General features: G+C 59.9%; 23 protein-coding genes. 16 read left to right on the top strand and 7 right to left on the bottom strand.

What is annotated here, in order from left to right:
* The 3 genes from AC13QY_RS22535 to AC13QY_RS22525 form a co-directional block, all read right to left on the bottom strand.
* Nucleotides 1–1559 (bottom strand): GGDEF domain-containing protein (locus tag AC13QY_RS22535; protein ID WP_488493938.1); only part of this gene is annotated, 1559 nt, incomplete at its 3' end.
* 204 nt (nucleotides 1560–1763) lie between these two features.
* Nucleotides 1764–2021, bottom strand: coding sequence for a ribbon-helix-helix domain-containing protein (locus tag AC13QY_RS22530; RefSeq protein ID WP_069613829.1), 258 nt, complete (start codon nucleotides 2019–2021; stop codon nucleotides 1764–1766).
* A 227-nt stretch (nucleotides 2022–2248) separates the two neighbouring features.
* Complete coding sequence (locus AC13QY_RS22525; protein ID WP_113331909.1) at nucleotides 2249–2797, bottom strand: HdeD family acid-resistance protein; 549 nt, start codon at nucleotides 2795–2797, stop codon at nucleotides 2249–2251.
* A gap of 154 nt (nucleotides 2798–2951) precedes the next feature.
* Between AC13QY_RS22525 and betI the strand changes: the two genes are divergently transcribed.
* From betI to AC13QY_RS22490, 7 genes are all read left to right on the top strand, one after another.
* On the top strand, nucleotides 2952–3539 hold the full coding sequence (gene betI, locus AC13QY_RS22520) for a transcriptional regulator BetI (RefSeq protein WP_069613827.1): 588 nt from the start codon (nucleotides 2952–2954) through the stop codon (nucleotides 3537–3539).
* A 5-nt stretch (nucleotides 3540–3544) separates the two neighbouring features.
* Complete coding sequence (locus AC13QY_RS22515; RefSeq protein WP_269244396.1) at nucleotides 3545–4186, top strand: glutathione S-transferase family protein; 642 nt, start codon at nucleotides 3545–3547, stop codon at nucleotides 4184–4186.
* Entirely contained in the window at nucleotides 4186–5649 is a 1464-nt protein-coding gene (gene betB, locus AC13QY_RS22510) for a betaine-aldehyde dehydrogenase (protein ID WP_269244397.1), read from the top strand. Before AC13QY_RS22515 ends, betB begins: the two co-directional genes overlap by 1 nt.
* A gap of 162 nt (nucleotides 5650–5811) precedes the next feature.
* The gene (gene betA, locus AC13QY_RS22505) at nucleotides 5812–7464 is read left to right on the top strand and encodes a choline dehydrogenase (RefSeq protein ID WP_269244398.1); all 1653 of its coding nucleotides are present in this window, start codon (nucleotides 5812–5814) and stop codon (nucleotides 7462–7464) included.
* Between the two features lie 85 nt (nucleotides 7465–7549).
* Nucleotides 7550–7819 (top strand): type II toxin-antitoxin system Phd/YefM family antitoxin, encoded by a 270-nt coding sequence (locus AC13QY_RS22500; protein WP_113353951.1) that lies wholly within the window; start codon nucleotides 7550–7552, stop codon nucleotides 7817–7819.
* Nucleotides 7806–8237: a plasmid maintenance toxin (PemK-like) gene (locus AC13QY_RS22495; RefSeq protein ID WP_269244399.1), complete on the top strand. Its 432-nt coding sequence runs from the start codon at nucleotides 7806–7808 to the stop codon at nucleotides 8235–8237. Before AC13QY_RS22500 ends, AC13QY_RS22495 begins: the two co-directional genes overlap by 14 nt.
* Before the next feature lie 33 nt (nucleotides 8238–8270).
* Entirely contained in the window at nucleotides 8271–9632 is a 1362-nt protein-coding gene (locus tag AC13QY_RS22490; protein WP_269244400.1) for a chloride channel protein, read from the top strand.
* Between the two features lie 63 nt (nucleotides 9633–9695).
* Here AC13QY_RS22490 and AC13QY_RS22485 read toward each other — a convergent pair whose 3' ends face one another.
* On the bottom strand, nucleotides 9696–10142 hold the full coding sequence (locus AC13QY_RS22485) for an RrF2 family transcriptional regulator (protein WP_069613821.1): 447 nt from the start codon (nucleotides 10140–10142) through the stop codon (nucleotides 9696–9698).
* Between the two features lie 489 nt (nucleotides 10143–10631).
* Here AC13QY_RS22485 and AC13QY_RS22480 point away from each other — a divergent pair, with 489 nt between their 5' ends.
* The 4 genes from AC13QY_RS22480 to AC13QY_RS22465 all read left to right on the top strand — a co-directional run bounded on the left by AC13QY_RS22480 (nucleotide 10632) and on the right by AC13QY_RS22465 (nucleotide 14895).
* On the top strand, nucleotides 10632–11372 hold the full coding sequence (locus AC13QY_RS22480; RefSeq protein ID WP_113353949.1) for a phosphoadenylyl-sulfate reductase: 741 nt from the start codon (nucleotides 10632–10634) through the stop codon (nucleotides 11370–11372).
* A gap of 126 nt (nucleotides 11373–11498) precedes the next feature.
* Nucleotides 11499–12452: a sulfate adenylyltransferase subunit CysD gene (gene cysD / locus AC13QY_RS22475; protein WP_152093575.1), complete on the top strand. Its 954-nt coding sequence runs from the start codon at nucleotides 11499–11501 to the stop codon at nucleotides 12450–12452.
* A 1-nt stretch (nucleotide 12453) separates the two neighbouring features.
* A complete protein-coding gene (gene cysN, locus AC13QY_RS22470; protein ID WP_152093576.1) occupies nucleotides 12454–13956 on the top strand; it encodes a sulfate adenylyltransferase subunit CysN in 1503 nt (500 codons plus the stop codon).
* A gap of 84 nt (nucleotides 13957–14040) precedes the next feature.
* Nucleotides 14041–14895: an alpha/beta fold hydrolase gene (locus AC13QY_RS22465; protein WP_210386767.1), complete on the top strand. Its 855-nt coding sequence runs from the start codon at nucleotides 14041–14043 to the stop codon at nucleotides 14893–14895.
* 94 nt (nucleotides 14896–14989) lie between these two features.
* Here AC13QY_RS22465 and AC13QY_RS22460 read toward each other — a convergent pair whose 3' ends face one another.
* On the bottom strand, nucleotides 14990–15289 hold the full coding sequence (locus AC13QY_RS22460; protein ID WP_113331920.1) for an ArsR/SmtB family transcription factor: 300 nt from the start codon (nucleotides 15287–15289) through the stop codon (nucleotides 14990–14992).
* Between the two features lie 55 nt (nucleotides 15290–15344).
* Between AC13QY_RS22460 and AC13QY_RS22455 the strand changes: the two genes are divergently transcribed.
* The gene (locus AC13QY_RS22455; RefSeq protein WP_152093577.1) at nucleotides 15345–16289 is read left to right on the top strand and encodes a threonine/serine dehydratase; all 945 of its coding nucleotides are present in this window, start codon (nucleotides 15345–15347) and stop codon (nucleotides 16287–16289) included.
* Nucleotides 16290–16343: 54 nt separating this feature from the next.
* On the opposite strand, the gene hisC is transcribed toward AC13QY_RS22455, so the two are convergent.
* The gene (gene hisC / locus AC13QY_RS22450) at nucleotides 16344–17402 is read right to left on the bottom strand and encodes a histidinol-phosphate transaminase (RefSeq protein ID WP_113331922.1); all 1059 of its coding nucleotides are present in this window, start codon (nucleotides 17400–17402) and stop codon (nucleotides 16344–16346) included.
* A 172-nt stretch (nucleotides 17403–17574) separates the two neighbouring features.
* The gene (locus AC13QY_RS22445; protein WP_113331923.1) at nucleotides 17575–18498 is read right to left on the bottom strand and encodes a LysR family transcriptional regulator; all 924 of its coding nucleotides are present in this window, start codon (nucleotides 18496–18498) and stop codon (nucleotides 17575–17577) included.
* Nucleotides 18499–18677: 179 nt separating this feature from the next.
* On the opposite strand from AC13QY_RS22445, the gene AC13QY_RS22440 reads away from it, so the two are divergent.
* The 4 genes from AC13QY_RS22440 to AC13QY_RS22425 all read left to right on the top strand — a co-directional run bounded on the left by AC13QY_RS22440 (nucleotide 18678) and on the right by AC13QY_RS22425 (nucleotide 23742).
* Nucleotides 18678–20240 carry an MFS transporter gene (locus AC13QY_RS22440; protein ID WP_145320834.1) on the top strand — a complete coding sequence of 521 codons (1563 nt, stop codon included), beginning with the start codon at nucleotides 18678–18680 and terminating at the stop codon, nucleotides 20238–20240.
* Between the two features lie 240 nt (nucleotides 20241–20480).
* Nucleotides 20481–20828, top strand: coding sequence for a hypothetical protein (locus tag AC13QY_RS22435; RefSeq protein WP_113353945.1), 348 nt, complete (start codon nucleotides 20481–20483; stop codon nucleotides 20826–20828).
* Nucleotides 20829–21259: 431 nt separating this feature from the next.
* Nucleotides 21260–22321: a porin gene (locus AC13QY_RS22430; protein WP_113331924.1), complete on the top strand. Its 1062-nt coding sequence runs from the start codon at nucleotides 21260–21262 to the stop codon at nucleotides 22319–22321.
* 338 nt (nucleotides 22322–22659) lie between these two features.
* On the top strand, nucleotides 22660–23742 hold the full coding sequence (locus AC13QY_RS22425; protein ID WP_173002495.1) for a 3-deoxy-7-phosphoheptulonate synthase: 1083 nt from the start codon (nucleotides 22660–22662) through the stop codon (nucleotides 23740–23742).
* Nucleotides 23743–23769 lie beyond the last annotated feature (27 nt).

The following is a 23769-nucleotide window of genomic DNA, read 5'->3' as shown; positions in this document are numbered from 1 at the left end:
AAATCGGCAAGCAGCCGGTCCAGAACCTCGCGAAGCTCCTGCATATTCCAGCCGGTGACACCGATGAAGAAATCGTCGCCGCCGACATGACCGAGGAAATGGCGCTCCGCAAAGAAATAGCGGCGCATCAATGCAGCGAACAGCGAGATGGCATGGTCGCCGAGATGGAAGCCATAGGCATCGTTGAACGGCTTGAAATTATCGAAGTCGCAATAGCAGAAATGCCTGATTTCATCGCCATCGCGGCCGGCGTTCTGCATGAAATCATGGATCGCCCTGTTGCCGGGAAGGCCAGTCAGCGGGTTCTGGTCCTGGGCGATCTTCAGCTGCTTTTCGTTGATGACCTTGATGAGGGAGGCAGCGGAGACGATGCCGGCATAATGTGTGCCTTCGGTGACGATCAGGCAATCGCTGCTTTCCATGTTGGCGAAGATCGTCATCAGCGTGTCGGCATCGGAATCGAGCCCGACGATCGGCGCCATTTCGACGAAATGCGAGATCGACCGTTTATAGACCTTGTTCTTCAACAGGTCGCGGCCGAAAGGCTGATAGATATATTCCTTCAGCTGGTACTCGTGGATGATCCCGCGCGGCTCGTCATTGGCATTGACGACCGGGAAATAGGCCCGGCGCGGATTGCGGCGAAAGAGCTCGAAGACACTGTCGATGCTGTCGCTTTCGCGGATGGTCGGCAGCACTTCGATCTGCTTGCGGATGAGGATTTCATCAAGCGACTGGCTGTTGCGCGCCGTCTTGCCGAGATCCTGCAGATGCGGAAAGCTCTGCTTCAGCTCGTTGACCAGGACCGTCGGACGGGCAATGAACCAGCCCTGGACGAGGTCGACGCCGAATTCGCGGCAGGTCACGAACTCCGCCTCAGTCTCGATGCCCTCGGCGATCACGCGCGTCCCGAGAACATGGGCGATATTGACGAGGTTCCTCAGGATATGGCGCTTGCGGGCGCTGCGGTCGATATCGACGATGAAATGCCGGTCGATCTTGAGATAGTCGACCGGATAATCGGACAGCAACTTCATCTCGCCACGGCCGACGCCGAAATCATCGATCGCGAGCTTGAAGCCGGCATTGCGCATCTTGGCAACCAGCGCCGAAAACTCCGGCACGATGGTATTGTCGAAACGTTCGGAGAATTCGAAGCAGACGGAGGACGGCGCGATGCCGGCCTTTCTCATGTGCTGCAGCAGGCTGTCGACCAAGGCCGTGCCCTGCGCAATCAGCCGGACATCCAGATTGAGGAAAAGTGTCGTGGTGGCGATATTGGGCAGGGTGGCAAACTTCGCCAGCGCGCGGCTCGTGACCATTTGCTCCAGCCCGAGAAGCTGACCGGTGCGCTCGGCCTCATCGAGAATGTCAACCGGGCTGTCGAAACCGATGCGTTCCTGGCCGCGCATCAGGGACTCATAGCCGAAAACGGCACCCGTACCGGCCTCCACGATCGGCTGGAATGCATTTTCGATGACGAGTTTGGCGAGAGTGACGATCTGGTCGCTGGCATATCGGCGCAATACGCCCGGTTCGACTGCGGCAGTCAGGGACATGCCCATCTCCACTTGCGGATTCTAATCTAATTTATTTAAGTAAAACTTTGGATTTACCGCGTTTTCGACCCAAGATTGCGCCATAAAGCGTCAACGAAACCTTTCCCCTATGTGAAAGTTTCATGAATGGTAAAGCAATATTAACCATTCGCCGGGAGGCAGACCCGGCACACGGCAGCCGAGGGCTGCCGTGACGAGTGGGGTTCAGTGCTGATTGCTCGAGTGCCGCTCTGCCTCGTAATCGGCAAACATATCGGCGACGCAACGGCCGCTCTTTGCCGTCTCGCCGCCATCGTTGGCGGCACGTGGCACCTCGCAAATGTCACCGCGCTTGCGCGCCGCATCCCACATGCGAAGAGCTTCCCGCACGACTTCGCTGCTCGAGGCATAGGTGCCGGTGTCGACCGCTGCCCGGATGCCGGCAGCCTGAAGCGGAGAGATGGAAACCGTTACCATTGGCATGATATTCCTCCCTTGACGTTATCTAGCGGAAATTTGTCTGGAACTATGTTCCGCGGCTTCGACCAGTTTCTTCGAGCATGTCCCTCGACATGCGGACTTCCAGATGAAGATACTGCCGTTACATCAACGCAACGCCGTTCTGCCTGATATGGCAGAGGCACGAAGAGTAACGCCGCTCACGCTTCTTGTCAAAAAGTAGCAGTGCGTTACCCCTTTTGGGAGATGCACTACCGCCTGAGCACGAGGCCGAAGACCACCAGCGTCCAGCCCTGGAAGATCAGATCGAAGGCCAGGAAAAGGCCGAGGATCCAAAGGCTGTTGACCGGCCAGCCGAGAGCGATGGCGATGCCTGCAACGGCAGTCGCAAGACCGCTGATGACGATCCAAACCCAGCCGCGCTCAGGTTTCAGCTTGCGGCCGACCCAGACGCGGAACGTGCCGGCTATGAGGAGCGCGATGGCAAGGAACAGCGTCAATGCCTCGGAAGCCAATAGCGGATTGGCGAAGGCAAGGATACCGGCAACCGTATAGAGCAGGCCGCTCAACACCCAGAACAGGATATGCTCCCAGCCCCTCACCTGAAAGGCATGGACCAAATGCACGATACCGCCGATCAACATCAGCATGCCGACATAATAGACCGAAGCCACCGTGGCGATGAACAGATTGCCTAGGGCGATGCCACCACAGATCAGCAGCAATATGCCAAGTCCGACAAACCAACCCCATTTGTCGCGCATCGCGGATGGGGGAACTTCATCAAGAATATCAACCATGACTGCACCTCCTCCTATGAGGAAGTATGGCACAGAAATGCTCTGCGGAAAGAGGTTGCGGATTTTTCGTCAGGGAATACCGGCCACCTGATTTTTTTATTGATTGATCAGTCAATCAAAAATACACTCATCTTCAATCTTGAGGATTGACGCAATGCCGAAAGTCGGAATGGAGCCGGTGCGCCGCAAGGCGCTGGTGGATGCTGCGATGCGCGTGATCGGCGATCACGGCTCGCTAACCGTAACCATGTCCGAAATCGCCAAGCAGGCGGGCGTTTCGCCTGCCCTTGCGCATCATTACTTCGGCAGCAAGGAACAGCTGCTGATCGAAACCGTCCGCGTGCATCTACAGCGGCTGCGCGACAGCGTCGTGACGGCGCTCCGCGAGGCGAAAACGCCGCGCGAAAAGCTCTCCGCCGTCATCCGCGTCAGCTTCCAGGCCGATCAGTTCGCACCGGAAACGATCGCCGCCTGGCTCGCCTTCTATGCCGAGGCGCAACGCTCGGAAGAGACGCGGCGCTTTCTCGTCATCTACGCACGCCGCCTGCACTCAAATCTCGTTGCCAATCTCAAGGCTCTGTGCCCGGCCGGCGATGCCGGGCGGATCGCCGAGGGTGCGGCTGCCATGATCGACGGGCTCTATATCCGCCAGGGCCTCAGATCCGCGCCGATCAGCACTGAGGCGTCGATCGCGCTGACGGAAGATTATCTGACGACCCACCTCAACGCCTTGAAAGGCTGAAGACCATGCTGACCGTCTGGGGCCGCAAATCGTCATCCAATGTGCAGGCGCTGATGTGGTGCATCGGCGAACTCGGCCTTGCCTATGAGCGCATCGATGCCGGCTTTACCTATGGCGTCAACGACACGCCCGAATTCCTGGCGATGAACCCGAACGGCACCGTTCCGGTGCTGCGCGACGGCGACGACGAGCCGCTTTGGGAAACGGGCGCTATCCTACGCTATCTCGCGGCGCGATATGGCGAGGATGCCTTCTGGCCGAAGGACGAGCGGCGGCGCGCTCAGATCGACAAATGGGCGGAATGGGCCAAGATCAACATCGCCTTGAATTTCACAGGCCCGGTGTTCTGGCGCGCGGTGCGGACTGCCCCTGCCCTGCGTGATGAGAAGGCGATTGTTGCGGCTGTCGCAGCACTCGCTGCGAAGCTAGACATCGCCGAGTCGCAGTTCGGACGGCATCGCTTCCTTGCGGGCAATACTCTGACGCTGGCCGACATACAATTCGGGCATGTTCTCTATCGCTATTTCGACATCGACATCCAGCGCCCAGCCCATCCACGGCTGCAGCGCTACTATGAAAACCTCACCGAGCGACCTGCTTTCCAAGAGCATGTCATGGTGTCCTACGAAGAATTGAGGGTTCTATAATGCGCGCACAACCGAAAGCCTCGCATTTCATCGACGGGGAATATGTCGAGGACACCGACGGCACTCTTATCGAAAGCATCTATCCGGCGACCGGCGAAGTCATCGCCCGCCTGCACGCAGCGACGCCAACCATCGTCGAAAAGGCGATCGCTAGCGCCAAGCGTGCGCAGCCGGAATGGGCTGCTATGAGCCCGACAGCGCGCGGCCGCATCCTGAAGCGGGCAGCCGAGATCATGCGCGAACGTAACCGCGAGCTTTCCGAGCTGGAGACGCTGGATACGGGCAAGCCGATCCAGGAAACCATTGTCGCAGACCCAACATCAGGCGCCGACAGCTTCGAATTCTTCGGCGGCGTCGCGGCGGCCGGCCTCAATGGCTCCTATATCCCGCTCGGCGGTGACTTCGCCTATACCAAGCGCGTGCCGCTCGGCGTGTGCGTCGGCATCGGCGCGTGGAACTACCCGCAGCAGATCGCCTGCTGGAAGGGTGCGCCGGCGCTGGTCGCCGGCAACGCCATGGTGTTCAAGCCTTCGGAAAACACGCCGCTCGGCGCGCTGAAGATCGCCGAAATCCTTATTGAGGCAGGCCTGCCGAAGGGGCTCTACAATGTCATCCAAGGCGACCGCGAAACCGGACCTCTGCTCATCAACCATCCCGAGGTGGCGAAGGTCTCACTGACCGGCTCGGTACCGACGGGCCGCAAGGTGGCGGCTTCTGCCGCCGGCAACCTCAAGCATGTCACCATGGAACTCGGTGGCAAGTCGCCGCTGATCGTCTTCGACGATGCCGATATCGACAGCGCCATCGGCGGCGCGATGCTCGGCAATTTCTATTCGACGGGTCAGGTCTGCTCGAACGGCACGCGCGTCTTCGTCAACAGCAAGATCAAGTCCGAATTCCTGAAGCGCCTGAAGGCCCGCACCGAGGCCATGCTCATCGGCGACCCGATGGATGAGGCAACACAGATCGGCCCAATGGTCTCCTGGGCGCAGCGTGAGAAGGTGCTGTCTTACATCGAAAAAGGCAAGGCCGAAGGCGCGACGCTGCTGACCGGCGGCGGCATCCCGAACAATGTCTCCGGCGAAGGCTATTACATTCAGCCGACCGTGTTTTCTGACGTCACCGACGACATGACGATCGCACGCGAGGAAATTTTCGGGCCAGTTATGTGCGTGCTCGATTTCGATGACGAGGCCGAGGTGATAGCCCGCGCCAATGCCACCGAATTCGGCCTTTCCGGCGGCGTCTTTACCGCCGACCTCACCCGCGCCCACCGCGTCGTCGACCAGCTCGGGGCCGGCACACTCTGGATCAACACCTACAATCTCTGCCCGGTCGAAATTCCCTTCGGCGGCTCCAAGCAATCCGGCTTCGGCCGCGAGAATTCACTGGCGGCGCTGGAGCATTATTCGGAACTGAAGACCGTCTATGTCGGCATGGGGCCGGTGCAGGCGCCTTATTGATGCAACCTCGGGGCTCGACCTCGCCCTTCGAGGCCCCCATGGCGGCACCTCAGGGTGAGGTCGAGAGCTACCAACCGCAAGCACAGACGATGACCCGCCTCATCCTGAGGTGCTCGCCAAAGGCGAGCCTCGAAGGATCGGGGCGGCCACAGGGAGATAAATATGCAGCAAGCAGATTTCGTCATCGTTGGCTCAGGCTCAGCCGGCTCCGCCATGGCTTACCGCCTGTCGGAAGATGGCAAGCATTCGGTCATCGTTCTGGAATTCGGCGGCAGCGATTTCGGGCCTTTCATCCAGATGCCCGCAGCCCTTGCCTGGCCGATGAGCATGGACCGCTACAATTGGGGCTATCTTTCCGAGCCGGAACCGCAGCTCAACAACCGACGCATCACTGCCCCGCGCGGCAAGGTGATCGGCGGGTCTTCCTCGATCAACGGCATGGTCTATGTGCGCGGCCATGCGGAAGACTTCAACCGCTGGGACGAGCTGGGCGCGCAAGGCTGGGCCTATGCCGACGTGCTGCCCTATTTCAAGCGGATGGAGCATTCGCATGGGGGCGAAGAGGGATGGCGCGGCACGGACGGCCCGCTGCATGTGCGCCGGGGCGATGCCCGCAATCCGCTCTTTCACGCCTTCATCGAGGCGGGCAAGCAGGCGGGCTTCGAGGCGACGGAGGATTATAACGGCAGCAAGCAGGAAGGCTTCGGCCTGATGGAGCAGACGACTTGGATGGGCCGGCGCTGGTCTGCGGCGACAGCCTATCTCAAGCCTGCGCTGAAGCGGCCGAACGTGACGCTCATCCGCTGCTTCGCCCGCAAGATCGTCATCGAAAATGGCCGTGCGACGGGTGTCGAAGTCGAGCGGGACGGCAAGATCGAGATCGTTAAGGCAAACCGCGAGGTGATCGTCTCCGCCTCCTCGTTCAATTCTCCGAAGCTGCTGATGCTATCCGGCATCGGGCCTGGGCAGCATCTGCGCGACATGGGCATCGAGGTGAAGGCCGACCGGCCGGGCGTCGGCGCCAACCTGCAGGACCATATGGAATTCTATTTCCAGCAGACCAGTCTGAAGCCGGTGTCGCTCTATTCCTGGCTTCCCTGGTACATGCAGGGGATTGCCGGCGCGCAATGGCTGTTCTTCAAGAAGGGCCTCGGCACCTCCAACCAGTTCGAGGCCTGCGCCTTCCTGCGCTCCGCGCCCGGCGTCAAACAGCCCGACATTCAGTACCACTTCCTTCCCGTCGCCATCAGCTATGACGGCAAGGCGGCCGCCAAGAGCCATGGCTTCCAGGTGCATGTCGGCTACAACCTCTCGAAATCGCGCGGCAACGTCACGCTGCGCTCTTCCGACCCGAAGGCGGATCCCGTTATCCGCTTCAACTATATGAGCCATCCGGAAGACTGGGAGAAGTTCCGCCACTGCGTGCGCCTTACCCGCGAGATCTTCGGGCAGAAGGCCTTCGACGAATATCGTGGACCGGAAATCCAGCCCGGACCGAACGTTCAGACCGACGACGAGATCGACGCCTTCCTGCGCGAACATCTGGAAAGCGCCTATCATCCCTGCGGCACCTGCAAAATGGGCTCAAAGGACGATCCCATGGCGGTGGTCGATCCCGACACCCGCGTCATAGGCGTCGACGGCCTGCGTGTCGCCGACAGCTCGATCTTCCCGCATGTGACCTATGGAAACCTGAACGGCCCTTCGATCATGACAGGCGAAAAGGCGGCCGATCACATTCTCGGCAAGCCGAGGCTGGCACGCTCGAACCAGGAGCCCTGGATCAATCCGCGGTGGGAGACCAGCGATCGGTGAGATTTCCGTCGGGGCGGTACCAATTCCATGGGATAACTTGCGGGATTTACGGAAAGTCCGTATAATTTCGTCAAGGAGATTTTTCATGAAGACGGTAACTGCCGCCGAAGCTTCCAAGAATTTTGGCGCATTTCAAGATGCAGCCATGCGCGATCCGGTTGTCATTACCAAGAACGGCCGGCCGCGAACGGTGCTGCTCGCTTATGAAGATTATCAGCGCCTGCTGCGACGAGATAGGCAGGTCCAACTGACAGCTGAGCTTTCAGAGGCCGATATTGCCGCCGTCGAAGCAGCCGAGATGGAAACCGGTCACGAGCATCTTGATGATGAACTAAAGCCGCATGCTGCCCGCTGAAGTCAAGGTCGGTTTCGTCTTTCGCTATTCCTATCTCTGGCACAGGGAGCGACTTGAGGGACGCGAAGAAGGCGTGAAGGATCGCCCCTGCCTCGTGTTGGCACTTGTTGTCGATGATGCGGATGGAACCAAGCGGGTTCGTGTCCTTCCTGTCACGCATTCGCTGCCGGACAACGCCTCCATGGCCATCGAACTTCCAGCACCGGTAAAATTCCGGCTTGGTCTGGACGACATACCTTCATGGATCATCCTTTCAGAAAGCAACTATTTTGCCTGGCCGGGACCGGATATTCGCCCGTCGGAAACGGAAAGCGGCTATCTCGGACCATTGCCACCCAGTCTTTTCAACGAAGTGAAACATCGTTTCGTGGCTTTGGCACGACAATCGGTGCATAGATCGGTTGCCAGGACAGAATAGTGCCCACCAATTCCCCGCCCTGAAGAGCGTCTCATGCCCCCTATCTATCGCAAGTCCAAGCTGCTCCGCCGTTCCCGCGTCATCTGGGGCTCGTTCAATCTCTGGCGACCGCGTCTGGTGTTCTGGACGGGCGCTCTGGCTATCGGCGTCATTAGTGTCGGCTTTGCCAAGCTCGCCGATGTGGCGCAGCGGGCTTTTACCGGCGTGACGCAATCGGGTGAGTGGATGTGGCTGCTGCCGCTGATTTTGACGCCGCTCGGTTTCGTCCTGTCGGCGTATCTGGCTGCGACGCTGTTTCCCAATTCGCAAGGGAGCGGCATTCCGCAGGCGATTGCCGCGCGACACCTGCATCATGAAGAGGATCGAACAAAGCTGCTCTCGCTCAGGCTGGCTTTCGGCAAGATCGTGCTGACAATATTGGGGCTTCTAAGCGGAGCCTCGATCGGCCGCGAGGGGCCGACGGTGCAGGTTGGCGCGTCCTTCATGCTGGCCGTTGCCCGCTTCGGCGGCATGGCGCAGGCCAAGGGGCTTATCCTTGCCGGCTCCGCCGCCGGCATCGCCGCCGCCTTCAACACGCCGCTTGCCGGTATCGTCTTTGCCATCGAGGAAATGAGCCGCACCTATGAGTCGCGCGCCAACGGTCTGGTTCTGACCGCCGTTATTCTTTCCGGCCTTGCCGCACTCGGCCTCTCCGGCAGCTACAATTATTTCGGCACGGCCGACGCCGCGCCGACGATGTTTCGGGACTGGATCGTCATGCTGATCTGCGGTGTCGGCGGTGGTGCGCTCGGCGCCACCTTCAGCGGATTGGCGCTTTATGCCGGCATTCGCATCCGTCGCTGGGCACAACCACAGCCGCTGAAACGCATGCTGATCCTTGCCGGCCTCTGTGGCCTTGTCGTTGCCGCCGTCGGCGTGCTTTCCGGCGGCCAAACCTTCGGCACCGGTTACGAGCAAGCCCGCGGCGCGGTGGAAGGACACGCCCTGCCCCTGCTTTTCTTTGTCGAGAAGCTGCTGGCAAGCTTCCTGTCGATGATATCAGGCATTCCCGGCGGCATCTTCGCCCCCTCACTTGCCGTTGGTGCCGGCTTCGGCAGCACGGTCGGTACACTGGTCGGCGGCGGCGTGGCGCTTGCGGCGATCCTCGGCATGGCCGGCTATTTCGCCGGCGTGGTGCAGGCGCCGATGACGGCCTTCGTCATCATCCTGGAAATGACGGGCGATCACCAGGCCGTCATCCCGATCATGGCTGTATCGATGATCGGCTATGTGACCTCGCGGCTACTGTCGCGCGAGCCCTTGTATCATGGGCTGTCCCGCGTCTTCATCGCAGCAGCAATCCGCGCCCGGCGTGCCATGGAAAAGGAAGGTGGCGAGGAACACGCCACCCACTGAATGCCGAAGCTCTGCCGATGCCGGAGAAAGGCACATGGTAGGCCTTTCCCGGCCTTGACCTATCTAAGCCATCAACCTGGCGACTTCCGCGCCATCAGGCTGAGCGATGGCATCGGCTATGGTCGTCGAGAAGAGAACCTTGCGGGTCGCATCCGCCACCCGGGCAAAGACGTGGCGGATCTCGCAATTCTGCTCACCGTCGCAGTCGTCGCAGCGACGATAGGCGGTGAGCGAGAGACAGGGTAGCGGCGCCAGCGGCCCGTCGATGACCCGCAGGATTTCGCCGAAGGTGATCTCGTCCGCCGGCTTGCGCAGGAGATAACCACCCTGCTTGCCGCGACGGCTGATGACAATGCCCTGATGCTTCAGGTCGAGAAGGATCTGTTCGAGGAATTTCTTCGGGATCTTTTGCTGGGCAGCGATGTCGGAAATCATCATCGGCTCACCCGCCTCGGATTGGGCCAAGGCAGATAGCGCCCGCAGCGCATATTTTGCTTTCTGAGTAATCATTTCGAACCGCTTCACACACACATGCGACACGTCCGGTCGAGCGATTCGACCGGTCCGCTATAGAACTCCTCAGCCCTCGTCCCCGGGGCAATTTCGAAGCACTCACACCCTTGGCGCACGGCCAGGAAACGTTAGCAACCCAGACTTGTTATCATTCTTCGTCGCTATGCCCATAGTTTAGCGCAAAATCCACCGCAGTGCATCATTTTGGGCATCACTTCCGATTTCCATTTGACAAGCTATGTGTAACTCTACTATTTCTATAGACATTAAAGCAAGCACTTAAACATGGTCAGCCATATCGAGTGCTTCCGAAGGGCCGCTTCCCGCGGCAAAACGCCTTGGTTAACAGCCGAGGCGGTCGCTTTTCCTTATCGGCGCTGCTTCATGGAGATATTTACTCTCCAGCCGCTCCCTTTCGAAATCTATTTTTCTGTCCGCTGCCGTTGTGAACTGCGATACTCCCGGCAACATCAGGACAGGATCCCCATGACTGCCATTACCCTTATTGAAGATGCCGCGACGCTCAACAGCCAGCTTGCATCGCTCGATCTTGCCGGCCGTCTGTCTCTCGTGGCCGGCCTCGGTGGCCGTGCCGTGTTTACGACGTCGCTCGGGATCGAAGATCAGGTGATCACAGCGGAGATCGGCAATCACCGCCTGCCGATCGAAGTGGCGACCCTGCAGACCGGCCGTCTCTTCCCGGAAACGCTCGCCCTGATCGACGAGACGGAAAGCCAATACGATATCAAGATCGTCCGCTACGAGCCGGAACAGGCCGATATCGACGCCTATGCGGAAAAATACGGTCTGAACGGTTTCTACGAGAGCGTCGAAGCCAGGCATGCCTGTTGCGGCGTGCGCAAGCTGAAGCCGCTTTCGCGAGCACTTTCGGGCGCCAGCATCTGGATTACCGGCCTGCGCCGCGGCCAGTCCGCCAACCGCGCCGATACGCCCTTCGCCGAATTCGACCCCGAGCGCAACCTGGTCAAGATCAACCCGCTCGCAGACTGGGATATCGACGCGATCCGCGCCTATGTCGCCGATAACAGCGTGCCGGTGAACCCGCTGCATGCGCGCGGCTACCCCTCAATCGGCTGCGAGCCCTGCACCCGCGCCATCAAGCCGGGCGAGCCCGAGCGGGCCGGCCGCTGGTGGTGGGAAAACGATGAGAAGCGCGAATGCGGCCTGCATGTCCACGAAGAAGGCGCTGCCGCAACAACACAATAATATGCTCGCCGGCTCCCGGCATCGATCCGAAGCGCGTTTCCTACGCCGCTGTTCAACCGGGAACCAACGCATCCATTCTTTCCGACCAAGTTTCGGTCGGGACATTTGAAAGTTCTGGAGTCATCAATGCCCGATAGCCGTCCGGATACGGAAATCTCCCATCCGCAAAGCGTCAAGCCGCCCCTCGATCCCCATCTGAAGGCGCTCGAAAACGAAGCGATTCATATCTTCCGTGAGGTTGCGGCCGAGTTCGAGCGTCCCGTCATGCTCTATTCGATCGGCAAGGATTCGTCGGTGCTGCTGCATCTGGCGCGCAAGGCCTTTTATCCCGGCCGCGTCCCCTTCCCGCTCCTGCATGTGAACACCGGCTGGAAATTCGCCGAGATGATCACCTTCCGCGACGAGATCGTGAAGAAGTACGATCTCGATCTCATCGAGCATATCAATCCGCGCGGCAAGGCTGAGAATATCACGCCCTTCACCTATGGCTCGGCCCGCTACACCGACATCATGAAAACGGAAGCGCTGCGCCACGCGCTCGATGCCGGCCAGTTCGACGCCGCTTTCGGCGGTGCTCGCCGCGACGAGGAAGCCTCGCGCGCCAAGGAGCGCATCTATTCCTTCCGCACGCCGGACCATCGCTGGGATCCGCGCAACCAGCGCCCGGAACTCTGGAACATCTATAACGGCCAGATCCGCAAGGGCGAAAGCGTTCGCGTCTTCCCGCTCTCCAACTGGACCGAAGTGGATATCTGGCGCTACATCCTGGCCGAGGAAATCCCGATCGTGCCGCTCTATTTCGCGGCCAAGCGCCCGATCGTCGAGCGCGACGGCATGATGATCATGGCAGCAGATCCAAGGCTCGAGCTGCTGCCGGGCGAAACCAAGCGCGAGGAAGTGATCCGCTTCCGCACCCTCGGCTGCTTCCCACTGACCGGGGCCATCCGTTCCACTGCGACGACACTGGAAGACATTATTGCAGAGCTGGAAATCGCCACGGTTTCCGAACGGCAGGGCCGCGCAATCGACCGCGACCAGTCCGGCTCCATGGAAAAGAAGAAGCGTGAAGGATATTTCTGAGATGACCGCAAACGCCAACGTCGTCACGATGCCCATTGTTGGGCCCGCTGTTGGGTCTGCCGCCGAACCGGCCAAGGCTCTCCGCGATTCGCGCCCGCTTCGCCTGATCACCTGCGGCAGCGTCGATGACGGTAAGTCCACGCTGATCGGCCGTCTTCTCTGGGATACCAAGGCGGTCAAGGAAGACCAGGCCGCCACGCTCCAGCGCGATTCCACCGGCAAGCAGAACGATCTCGGCCTGCCCGATTTCGCATTGCTGCTCGACGGTCTGCAGGCCGAGCGCGAACAGGGCATCACCATCGATGTCGCCTATCGCTATTTCTCGACTGACAAGCGCTCCTTCATCGTCGCCGACACGCCCGGCCATGAGCAATACACCCGCAACATGGCAACCGGTGCCTCCACCGCCGACCTCGCCGTCCTGCTGGTCGATGCGCGCATGGGCATCCTCGAACAGACCCGCCGCCACGCCACGATCGCCTCGCTGCTCGGCATCAAGCAGTTCGTGCTCGCCGTCAACAAGATCGACCTGACGAATTACGACCGCGCCGGTTTCGAGAAGATTTCCAACGACTTCCGCGAGTTTGCCTTGTCGCTCGGCGTCAAGCAGATCACCGCCATCCCGATGTCAGCGCTGAAGGGTGAAAACGTCGTCTATTCCGGCCAAGCCGCCATGCCGTGGTATACCGGCCCGACGCTGGTCGAAACGCTGGAACTGGCGACTGTTCGCTCGGCGCAGACGGTCGGCTTCCGCCTTTCGGTGCAGCGCGTCTCCCGCCCCGGCGAAAGCTTCCGCGGCTATCAGGGCACGGTCGCCGGCGGTTCGGTGAAGCCGGGTGACAGCGTCATGATCCTGCCCTCGGGCATGGTCGCCAATGTCTCGAAGATCGTCACCTTCGATCTCGTGCGCAATGCGGCGGTTGCGGGCGATGCCATCACCCTCGTTCTTGACCGCCAGGTGGACGTATCGCGCGGCGACATGATCGTCGCCATCGACAGCCAGCCGCAGACGGGCCTTTCCTTCGATGCCCAGATCGTAGCACTACAGCCGGAAGGCATCGAACCCGGCAAGCGCTATTGGCTGAAGAGCGGCAGCCGCCGTCAGCGTGTGCAAGTGCAGCCGATCGCCCAGCTCGAGCTGAAGACCGGCGCCTGGGCTCCGGCGCAGGCGCTGTGGATGAACGCCATCGGCAAGGTTCGCCTGACCTTCGACGAGAGCGCCATCTTCGACCCCTACGAGCAGAACCGTTCGACCGGCTCCTTCATCCTGATCGATCCCGAAAGCAACAACACGGTCGCCGGCGGCATGATCACCGGCAAGCGCTCGGACGTTGGTGGCATCCACAAGGAAGGACAGCGTGTTCTCCTGTCGCTGCCGGCCGACCTCGCCGAGCAGATCATGGCAAGCGAACTCTTCGCGAGCCGCCGCGATGAAACGGACGTGCGCCGCGTCACCGCCGCACAAGCCGCTGAAATCTGGGCGAACGCGGCAAGCGACATTTGATCGCTCAACCTCCGGCTCACTGATCGGCGGCTCTGTCAAAAGATTTGCCGCCAGTCAGAAGCTGACTGACCCCTACGGGCGCTCGTGCCGGCAGCAAGGTTGCGCCCATGTCTGGATGAGACGCAACTCGATTATGCGAAACAACAATTATCGGGTCGTAGCGTGAAAACTTTCCAATCAGGAACGGCACAAGGCGCCATAAGATTTCATGACATACCGGGACCAGAGGATGAGCCGCCGTTGCTCTTCATCCACGGTCTCGGATGCGCATCTTCGTGCGACTATCCCACGGTTGCGGCAAATCCGGCCCTGTCAGGACGGAGATTATTGCTGATCGATTTGCCGGGGTCAGGTTTCAGCGACCACCCTGCCGATTTCGGATACGGCATTACCGATCACGCTCAAACGATCGTCGAATTTATCCGCGGCTCGAAGCTAGAGTCCGCCGATCTTTTCGGCCACAGCATGGGCGGCGCCGTCGCCATCAAGGTCGCTCATCTTCTGCGTGAGTGCGTGCGGCATCTTGTGTTGAGCGAACCCAATCTCGATTCGGGAGGCGGCTTCTTTAGCCGCAAGATTGCCGAGATGAGCGAGGCCGACTATCTGGCACATGGCCATGCTGACCTCATTCGGACCTGCATGACGGACGGAAACGACATCTGGGGTGCATCTCTATCGATATCATCGCCCTACGCCGTTCATCGTTCCGCATCTTCCCTGGTCCTGGGCGATTCTCCGACCTGGCGCGAACAATTATATCAATTGCCCATGCCAAGGACGGTGATCTTCGGCGAAAACTCGCTGCCCGATCCGGATTGGGAAGCTCTGCCAAGACACGGAATCGGTGTGGAAATGGTCGATCGGGCGGGGCACTCGATGGCTTGGGAAAACCCTCAAGGCTTGGCGGCTGCCATAAAACGAGGTTTGATCCTGCAATAGGTCTTCCCCCGATTTCTTGTCCATGAGCCGGTTCCAGCTCACTACGCCATTTTCGCTTGGAGACGCCCGTTAGGCCAGCAGCGCAGTGATGCGCCTAAAGGTCCGCAACGAGCGCAGCCAGCAGCGCCATACGATCTTCATCGCGCTTGTAAAAAATCCACTGTTTGATTCGCTTAGGCCGAACGAGACCGGCTTGCACCAGAATGCGCATGTGCTCGCTCAACGTTGCCTGTGAGATCTCCAGTTTCTCGGCGATGAGAAGCGCGCAGACGCCATCCTCGACCAGATCACCATCGATCTGTGGTGGGAAATGAGCCCGGGGCTCCCTCAGCCACCTGAGAATCCTGATGCGGCGTTCGTTCGCCAAAGCCTTGATGAGATCAACCTCTTGCATTTCGTCAGTTTGCTAAGTAACAAAATACTTGTCAACCTCTGCCTACGAGATGCCTATGCTTGCCGACACAACGATCACCCCCGAGCGCATCGCACAAACCGAAAAGCGCATCCGCCCGCATATCCGCCACACGCCGGTTCTGCGGGCGGATTTGGCGGACTTCGGCCTTGCTTCCGGCTCCGTCGATTTCAAGCTCGAGTTTCTGCAGCATTCCGGCACGTTCAAAGCACGTGGCGCCTTTTCGAGCCTGCTCGGCAGAGAGGTGCCGAAAGCCGGCGTCGTTGCCGCCTCCGGTGGCAATCACGGCGCGGCAGTCGCCTACGCCGCCATGCGGCTGGGCATTCCGGCGACGATCTTCGTGCCGAGCGTGACGTCGCCAGCCAAGGCCGAGCGTATCCGCGGCTACGGAGCCAACCTCGTAATCGGCGGCGAGCGCTATGCCGATGCACTGGCGGCCAGCCAGCAATGGGTCGAGGAACGCGGTGCGATGGCGATCCATGCCTTTGACCAGCCGGAGACCTTGCTGGGACAAGGAACCACCGGGCTTGAGATCGAGGCTGACATTCCCGATATCGACACGCTGCTGATCGCTGTCGGCGGCGGTGGACTGATCGGCGGCATTGCCGCATGGTTCCGGGGTCGCGTCCGAGTCGTCGCTGTCGAACCAGATGGGGCGCCGACACTCTGGAAGGCCTTCGAGGCCGGTAAACCTGTCGATGCGCCGGCAGGCAGCATTGCCGCCGATTCACTTGCGCCGAAGCGTGTCGGAGACATCATGTTTCCGATTGCACAAGCCTATGTGCAGCGCCCCGTGCTCGTATCCGACGACGAAATCCGGCTGGGGCAACAGGTTTTGTGGGATCGGCTGCGGATTGTCGCCGAACCAGGCGGCGCGACGGCCTTTGCCGCACTACTTGCCGGCAAATATGTCCCCGTCCCGGACGAGCGGGTGGCTGTGCTGCTTTGTGGCGCCAACACCACCGCGGTTCGGTTTGACTGAGGTAATCGGCCCTTCTGGCATTCTGCCTCAAAGTGACCGTCCGGGGCCGTTAGCTCACTGCAAAATGTCGCCGAGCTCCGTCACCAGCCGGTCGCACTCCTCATCCGTACCGATGCTGATGCGCAGGAAGTCGCCGATACGCTCGCCGGAAAACCGTCTTACCAGAATGTTCCTGCTTCGCAGCTCTGCCGCCAGTTCCGCACCTGGCCGGCTCGGATGTCGCGCGAACAGAAAATTGGTGGATGACGGCAGGACGTGAAAGCCCAGCTCCCCGAGCTCAACGGCCAGCCGTTCCCGGCTGGCGATGATCATGGCGCGATGGCGTTCGAACCAGTCGCGATCTTTCCAGGCCGCTACCGCACCTGCCTGCGCGAGCCGGTCGAGAGGAAAGGAATTGAAGCTGTCTTTGACCCTTTCCAAAGCGTCGATTAGCGGCCGTTGTCCGACGGCGAAACCGACACGCAAGCCGGCAAGCCCGCGCGACTTCGAGAGGGTCTGGATTACCACGAGGTTTGGATATGTGCGGACGAGTGGAACCGCGCTCTCGCCGCCGAAATCGACATAGGCTTCGTCGATAACAACGACCTGATCGGGATGATCCCGGAGAAGGGTTTCGATATCAGCCAGAGGCAGGCCGATCCCCGTGGGTGCATTGGGATTGGGCAGAATGATTGCGCCGCAGGGCTGGCGATAATCGTCAATGCGGACGCGCATTTCGGTATCGACCGGAATCTGCCGGAATTCGATCCCATAGAGGCGGCAATAGGTGGGGTAGAAGCTATAGGTAATATCGGGGAAAAGCAGCGGTTCCTCATGGTTCAGCAGCGCCTGGAACGTATGGGCCAAAACCTCGTCCGATCCATTGCCGACGAAGACCTCGTCCTTGTCGAGCCCGAAGCTTTCGGCAATTGCGATGCGCAGCTCCTGCGCCGTCGGATCCGGATAGAGCCGAAGCGTATCGGATGTAGCCTTAGAGATCGCCTCCAGGGCAAGCGGCGAAGGACCGTAAGGGCTCTCATTGGTATTGAGCTTGGTTATTCCGCCGGTCGTCGGCTGCTCGCCGGCGACATAGGGGGTCAAGGAATGAACAATCGGGCTCCAGAAGCGGCTCATTGGGGTTTCCAAATTTTGGCGGTTGGGAACTGCGGATTGCTGCGGCAGGTCTGCATATGAAGCCAACACCGTCGCAAAATCGAACTCCCGCGACAACTGTCTCTCAGACGATTCTAGAAATTATCATTATGACCAACAGGCGGTATTAGAGCCGGCCCCCAAAGCCTCTGTCCTAAGCAGCAGTCGTTGCCGGCAAGACATCGCAGCTTTTCGCGAACAGCCTCTCGCTCAGAAAATCGACGAAAACGCGGACCTTGGGCGACATATGGCGGTTGGATGGCCAGAGCAGATGGAAATGGCCGGGTTCATCGATGAAATCGTCGAGAACCGTTCTGAGCTTTCCTTCCGCAAGCGTGCTGCGCACGAGGAAATCCGGCATGCAGCCGATGCCAAGGCCGGCGACGGTCGCGCCGCGCACCGCTTCCATATTGTTGCAGGAGAAAGCCGTTCGCATTCGAAGATCCGCCTCGCTCTCGGGCATTTTCAATGGCCAATCCTGCAGCTTGCCGCTATTCGGGAAACGAAACCTGACGGCCAGATGCTCGTTGAGATCACGCGGGCAACCGGGAATGCCGAAGCGTTCGAGATAGCTGGGCGCGGCGCAGAGCAACATCTGAAACGGGCGCAAGGTGCGCGATATCAGCCGCGAATCCGGCAGATCGCCGCTGCGGATCGCGACATCGACCCCCTCCTCGATCATATCGACGATACGGTCGTTGAAATCGATGTCGAGCTCGACCTCGGGATATCGAGCAACGAATTCCGGCACGACGGGCAAGAGGAAGTGATAGCTGACGATGGGAACGCTGACGCGCAACCGCCCGCGCGGAACGGCGACCGCCTGCGCAAGCGAGGCTTGCGCATCGTCGAGATCGTCAAGCACGCGCCGGCAACGCTCGTGAAAGAGCCGCCCTTCCTCGGTCAATCGAATGCTGCGCGTGGAACGCTGCAGCAACCGGACGCCAAGCTGATGCTCCAGATTGCTGACCGCCTTGCCGACAGCGGAGGCCGAAAGGCCGAGCACGCGTCCGGCAGCGGCAAAGCTGCCGAGATCCGCGGTACGAACGAAGGCTGTCAATCCGCTTAAACGATCCATGGGCGCGCTCCATTCGAGAGTTTTATTCCGGTATATATGGAAAAATAGCGCAATTATCATGTGATTGCAGCGAATATATCTTGGTGCGGTCATTTGAAGCGCAGGCGCGGGCCTTTGGCCAACATCACTCCCAGGATTGCCTGCCGCTTCCTTCCTTGCTCAAACCCAACGGTAATCCGATGACCTCTCCCCAGACAAAGGTCGCAAGTCCGACCGAGAAATTCTTCGTCCTTGTCGCCGTCTGCTGTGCTGCAGCGGCGATGCCGCTAACATTCACCGGCCCAGCCGTCGCCCTGCCGGCCATCAGCCGCATGCTCGGCGGCAGCCCGATCGCGCTCAACTGGGTCACCAACGCCTTCATGCTGACCTTCGGCAGTTGCCTGATGGCCTCGGGCGCGCTGGCTGACAGCTTTGGCCGCCGGCGCATCTTTCTGACCGGCGTCGGTTGCTTCGCGCTGTTCTCAGCCGGATTGGCGCTGGCCAACAACATCGTCTGGTTCGATATACTGAGGGCACTGCAGGGCCTCGGCGCTGCGGCCGCCTTTTCCGGTGGCATGGCCTCGCTGGCTCAGGAGTTCGACGGGGCGGCAAGGATGCGTGCCTTCAGCATCGTCGGCTCCAGCTTCGGCGTAGGTCTCGCCTTCGGGCCGATCGCCTCCGGTCTGATGATCGATGCCTTCGGCTGGCCCTCCATCTTCATCCTCGTGGTTGCGCTGGCATTGCTCGCACTTGGCCTCGGCGCCTGTTTCCTGCGCGAATCCAAAGATCCCGATGCGGCGGGGCTAGATTGGCCGGGCGCCCTGAGCTTTACACTTGCCTTGACGCTCTTCACCTATGGCGTTCTGCGCGCGCCGGAAACCGGCTGGAGTGATCCGCTCGTCATCGCCCTGCTGGCCGGCGCCGCAGTGCTCTTTCTTGCCTTCGCTATCATCGAGCGCGTCGTGAAGCGACCCATGCTGGATCTCAGCCTGTTTCGCTATCCGCGTTTCGTCGGCGTGCAGCTTCTGGCGGCGGCACCCGCCTATGCCTTTGTCGTTTTGCTGATCCTGCTGCCCGTGCGTTTCGTCGGCATCGAAGGCATGAGCGAGATCGCCGCCGGGCGGATGATGGTCGCGCTTTCGGCGCCGCTGCTCATCCTGCCGATCGTCGCCGGGCTCCTCACCCGCTGGTTCAGCCCCGCAACGATCTGCGGCGCCGGTCTCATCATCTCGGCGACGGGCCTTTTCTGGCTTAGCCATTTTGCCGCCGGCTCGGCCCCATCCGCTCTCATCGGCCCGCTGCTGACGATCGGGGTCGGCATCAGCTTGCCCTGGGGCCTAATGGACGGGCTTGCCGTCAGCGTCGTCCCCAAGGAGCGAGCCGGAATGGCGACCGGCATCTTCAGCACCACCCGCGTCGCCGGCGAAGGGGTGGCGCTTGCCGTCGTCAGCGCCATCCTCTCCGCCTTCATTCAATCGAATCTCGGCGTATCCGCTGGCGAGCACGCCGCTATGGCTGCCCAGCAGCTCGTAACAGGCAATCTGACCGCCGCGGCATCGACTGTGCCGGCAATCGGGCATGACACGCTTATTCTGGGTTATGGCAACGCCTTCGGCGCGCTCCTCTGGCTTCTGACTGCCATCACTGTCCTGACGGCGATCGTCGTCTTTTCCTTCCTCGGCCGTTCATCATCAACCGTTGCCGCAGACGATGAAGAGCAATTGGACGAGGATGAAGATGCGCTTCGCGTATCGAAAGCTTAAGCAGCATTGATGACTGGCCGGAAAGGTAACGCGGCCAGTCCACTCACTGACGGCGGCACAGCAAGAAGGCGAATCGAAGGCCAAACACGGCCGAAAACCTTACCGCGCCGCAACAGAATATTTCGAAACCACATAAAATGTGCGCGCTAGATTCGTGCGCCAACGATCTTCGCAGCGGCGTCAGGCTGGCGTTTATATTCGCCGCTGCTATATCATATCCCCATGATATCAGACCGGTTTTTGAAGATTATTGCCTGGACCTATATTGCGGCGCTTATCGGCGTAACGCTTGCTCATCTCAATTGGCAGGCCACATTCGGCAATCCGTTTGACATCTTTCGCGCCCTTGCGCTCTGCGTAGCAGGCATGCTTGCCCGCCTCGCCTACCCGCAGTCTCCCTCCTTCACTTGTCTCCTGATGATCGGCAGCGTGCTGGCGCTTTCCCTTTCGCATCTGTTGGCAAGCGGCAATTATGGTTCGCCGCTCGATATCATCGTCGGCATGACCAGCGGGCTCTGGGGCATCATGATCGGCTCTATATTGAGCAAACTCATCGTCTCAGCCTCGAAGCGACCAGCCTCATACTAACCGACCGGAAGAGCTGGCGATGGCCTGAATAGACCCGTCGGCTGCCGCGAGAGGGCGATGACGTAGTGTAGCCACCAAATGGGCAACTGCATTTGGCCGAGCACGCCGCAATAAATATTATCAAATAATATTCGAATAAGATAAGGAACCACATTCTATCTTAAAATGACTATTGCGTAGCCAATATTATGCAGAACTTAGCATTTTGTTTGCGCCTGTTGCTTTCTTGCAACTCGAACTTAAATTTCACGAAAAAGTCATCCCGAGAAAAATATATCATATAACTTTGCAGGAATTCGTCTTTAATAGCGACCAGAAGCGGGTGGGGCCCGTTTCTCCCGAGTCGGGGTTTTTAAACAGGGATAGGGTTAAGGCACGTCGATTTTTCGGCGCGATTGCCTATGCCCAATCTATATTGGATTGGAGTTTTTATGAACATCAAGAGCCTTCTTCTCGGCTCCGCTGCTGCCCTGGCAGTAGTTTCTGGCGCTCAGGCAGCCGACGCTATCGTTGCTGCCGAGCCGGAACCGCTGGAATACGTTCGCATCTGCGACGCATATGGCGCTGGCTACTTCTTCATCCCGGGTACGGAAACCTGCCTCAAGATCGGCGGTTATGTCCGTACCGAAGGCAAGTGGTACGACGCCTACAACCCGAACAGCCACAATGGCACGCTCTGGCACACGCGCGCTCATCTGAGCCTCGACACTGCGACCGACACCGAATATGGCCCGCTGAAGACCAACACGGTCATCCGTTGGGACTGGCAGGATGGCGGCTCGACCACCACGAAGCTGCTGTTCGCAAACATCAGCCTCGGTGGCTTCCTGGTCGGTAAGGCTGACTCCCAGTACAACTCGTACATCGGTTACGCTGGCAATGTCATCAACGACGACGTGGTCAATGACGGCCCGTACGAACTCAACCAGTTGACCTACAACTATGACGCCGGCAACGGCTTCACGGCTGTGATCTCGGTTGAAGACTCGAACTCCGGTTCGGGCGCTACGGGCGCAAACGGCGAAAACAGCACCAACCACTACGCTCCGGATGTTGTTGCCGGTGCTGGTTACAAGGCTGGTAACTTCGGCTTTAAGATCGTCGGCGGTTATGACTCCATCGTCGAAGAAGGCGCCATCAAGGCTCGCGTCGATGCCGACTTCGGCGTCTTCAAGGCCTTCTTGATGGGCGGCTGGAACACCGATGGTGACAAGCTGAACAAGTATGCAAACGCCAACGGCGCTGGCTCTGCCAAGGGCATCGGCTGGGGCGACTGGGCTGTCTGGGGCGGCTTCACCGTTCCGATCAACGAAAAGCTGCAGGCGAACGCTCAGGTTGCCTACACCGACTCGAAGATTTTCGCAGCCACCGCGAACGTCCGTTGGAACCCGGTCAAGAACCTGCAGATCACGCCGGAAGTATCCTACACCAACTGGGACTCCATCAATCAGGACCAGTGGGCTGGCGTTCTCCGCTTCCAGCGTAGCTTCTAAGACCACTTTACTGAGATCTGATCTGACTTGACCCCTGATCGGATGGGGATCGGCCTTACTTCCAGCGAAGTCGGGCCGATCCTTCCGAGACAGGGGTAAGTCATTTTTTCTGAAGGCTGGCTCTGCAGCATGCCGTCTGAAATCTCAATCTTCCTCATCGACACCAGGCATTTTTTATCGTAGAGACAGCCCATGTCTTTCGCTCACGCATATTCCGCACGATTTTATTCGTACCGCTGCTCTCAGCGGAGACGGGCCTGTGCGTAGTTAGAAAAGACACGACAGCAAAGACCCGAACAGCCGCTAGTTCTACCTGGCGGCTTTTTTGTCGCCACGGTATGACCCCAAAAGGAACCGATACCGTGTTGAATTCCACTGACGACTTGCGCATTGTCGAGATCACGGCGCTGACGCCGCCCTCTCGAATTATCGATGAAATCCCCCGCGACGAGGCGGTGACAGCGACCGTCACCGGGGCGCGCAACGCCGTCCACAACATCCTGCGCGACGAAGACGACCGACTGATCGTTGTGATCGGCCCCTGCTCCATTCACGATCCGGCTGCTGCCCACGAGTATGCCGCCCTGCTCAGGGAACAACGGGACCGCTTCGCGGACGATCTCGAAATCATCATGCGCGTCTATTTCGAGAAGCCACGTACGACGGTTGGCTGGAAGGGTCTGATCAACGACCCGCATCTCGACGGCAGCTACCGCATCGAGGAAGGCCTGCGCATCGCCCGCAAGCTGCTGTTCGACGTCAACGAGATCGGTCTGCCGGCAGGCTGCGAATATCTCGATACGATCACGCCGCAATATATTTCCGATCTCGTGAGCTGGGGCGCGATCGGCGCGAGGACGACCGAAAGCCAGGTGCATCGGCAGCTCGCATCCGGCCTCTCCTGCCCTGTCGGCTTCAAGAACGGCACGAATGGCGACGTGCGCATCGCGCTCGACGCAATCGTCGCGGCATCGCAACCGCATCACTTCCCGGCCGTGACCAAGGAAGGCCTTGCCGCGATCGCCTCGACCCGCGGCAACGAGGATTGTCACATCATCCTGCGAGGCGGCAGAGAGCCCAATTATGACGCCGAGAGCGTGCAGTCGACGGCAGAACAGTCCCTCAAGGTCGGGCTCGAGCCGCGCATCATCATCGACGCCAGCCATGCCAACAGCAGCAAGAACCCGGAAAACCAACCGCTCGTCGTCACATCGGTCGCGGAGCAGGTCGCAGGCGGGGATCGGCGGATCAAAGGCATGATGATGGAGAGCAATCTCGTCGCCGGCCGCCAGGATCTCGTGCCGGGCAAGCCTTTGGTTTACGGCCAAAGCATCACGGATGGCTGCATCGACTGGCCGACCTCGGTGCGCACGCTGGAAGATTTGGCGAAGGCCGTCCGGGCACGGCGCCAGGCTCGCTAACGCGGCCTCCCATTCGGGAGACCGGTT

This window comes from Martinezella sp. CNPSo 3795 (assembly GCF_057784475.1).
This window is presented reverse-complemented; position numbering and strand designations above follow the sequence as displayed.

What these genes read in the sequence shown, in the direction of transcription:
- AC13QY_RS22490 (WP_269244400.1), top strand. Translation starts at nt 8,271, where the DNA reads ATGCCCCCTATCTATCGCAAGTCCAAGCTGCTCCGCCGTTCCCGCGTC.
- betA (WP_269244398.1), top strand. Translation starts at nt 5,812, where the DNA reads ATGCAGCAAGCAGATTTCGTCATCGTTGGCTCAGGCTCAGCCGGCTCC.
- AC13QY_RS22480 (WP_113353949.1), top strand. Translation starts at nt 10,632, where the DNA reads ATGACTGCCATTACCCTTATTGAAGATGCCGCGACGCTCAACAGCCAG.
- AC13QY_RS22440 (WP_145320834.1), top strand. Translation starts at nt 18,678, where the DNA reads ATGACCTCTCCCCAGACAAAGGTCGCAAGTCCGACCGAGAAATTCTTC.
- AC13QY_RS22455 (WP_152093577.1), top strand. Translation starts at nt 15,345, where the DNA reads ATGCTTGCCGACACAACGATCACCCCCGAGCGCATCGCACAAACCGAA.
- AC13QY_RS22530 (WP_069613829.1), bottom strand. Translation starts at nt 2,021, where the DNA reads ATGCCAATGGTAACGGTTTCCATCTCTCCGCTTCAGGCTGCCGGCATC.
- AC13QY_RS22460 (WP_113331920.1), bottom strand. Translation starts at nt 15,289, where the DNA reads ATGCAAGAGGTTGATCTCATCAAGGCTTTGGCGAACGAACGCCGCATC.
- AC13QY_RS22500 (WP_113353951.1), top strand. Translation starts at nt 7,550, where the DNA reads ATGAAGACGGTAACTGCCGCCGAAGCTTCCAAGAATTTTGGCGCATTT.
- hisC (WP_113331922.1), bottom strand. Translation starts at nt 17,402, where the DNA reads ATGAGCCGCTTCTGGAGCCCGATTGTTCATTCCTTGACCCCCTATGTC.
- cysD (WP_152093575.1), top strand. Translation starts at nt 11,499, where the DNA reads ATGCCCGATAGCCGTCCGGATACGGAAATCTCCCATCCGCAAAGCGTC.
- AC13QY_RS22525 (WP_113331909.1), bottom strand. Translation starts at nt 2,797, where the DNA reads ATGGTTGATATTCTTGATGAAGTTCCCCCATCCGCGATGCGCGACAAA.
- AC13QY_RS22485 (WP_069613821.1), bottom strand. Translation starts at nt 10,142, where the DNA reads ATGATTACTCAGAAAGCAAAATATGCGCTGCGGGCGCTATCTGCCTTG.
- cysN (WP_152093576.1), top strand. Translation starts at nt 12,454, where the DNA reads ATGACCGCAAACGCCAACGTCGTCACGATGCCCATTGTTGGGCCCGCT.
- AC13QY_RS22445 (WP_113331923.1), bottom strand. Translation starts at nt 18,498, where the DNA reads ATGGATCGTTTAAGCGGATTGACAGCCTTCGTTCGTACCGCGGATCTC.
- betI (WP_069613827.1), top strand. Translation starts at nt 2,952, where the DNA reads ATGCCGAAAGTCGGAATGGAGCCGGTGCGCCGCAAGGCGCTGGTGGAT.
- AC13QY_RS22425 (WP_173002495.1), top strand. Translation starts at nt 22,660, where the DNA reads ATGACCCCAAAAGGAACCGATACCGTGTTGAATTCCACTGACGACTTG.
- AC13QY_RS22515 (WP_269244396.1), top strand. Translation starts at nt 3,545, where the DNA reads ATGCTGACCGTCTGGGGCCGCAAATCGTCATCCAATGTGCAGGCGCTG.
- AC13QY_RS22430 (WP_113331924.1), top strand. Translation starts at nt 21,260, where the DNA reads ATGAACATCAAGAGCCTTCTTCTCGGCTCCGCTGCTGCCCTGGCAGTA.
- betB (WP_269244397.1), top strand. Translation starts at nt 4,186, where the DNA reads ATGCGCGCACAACCGAAAGCCTCGCATTTCATCGACGGGGAATATGTC.
- AC13QY_RS22495 (WP_269244399.1), top strand. Translation starts at nt 7,806, where the DNA reads ATGCTGCCCGCTGAAGTCAAGGTCGGTTTCGTCTTTCGCTATTCCTAT.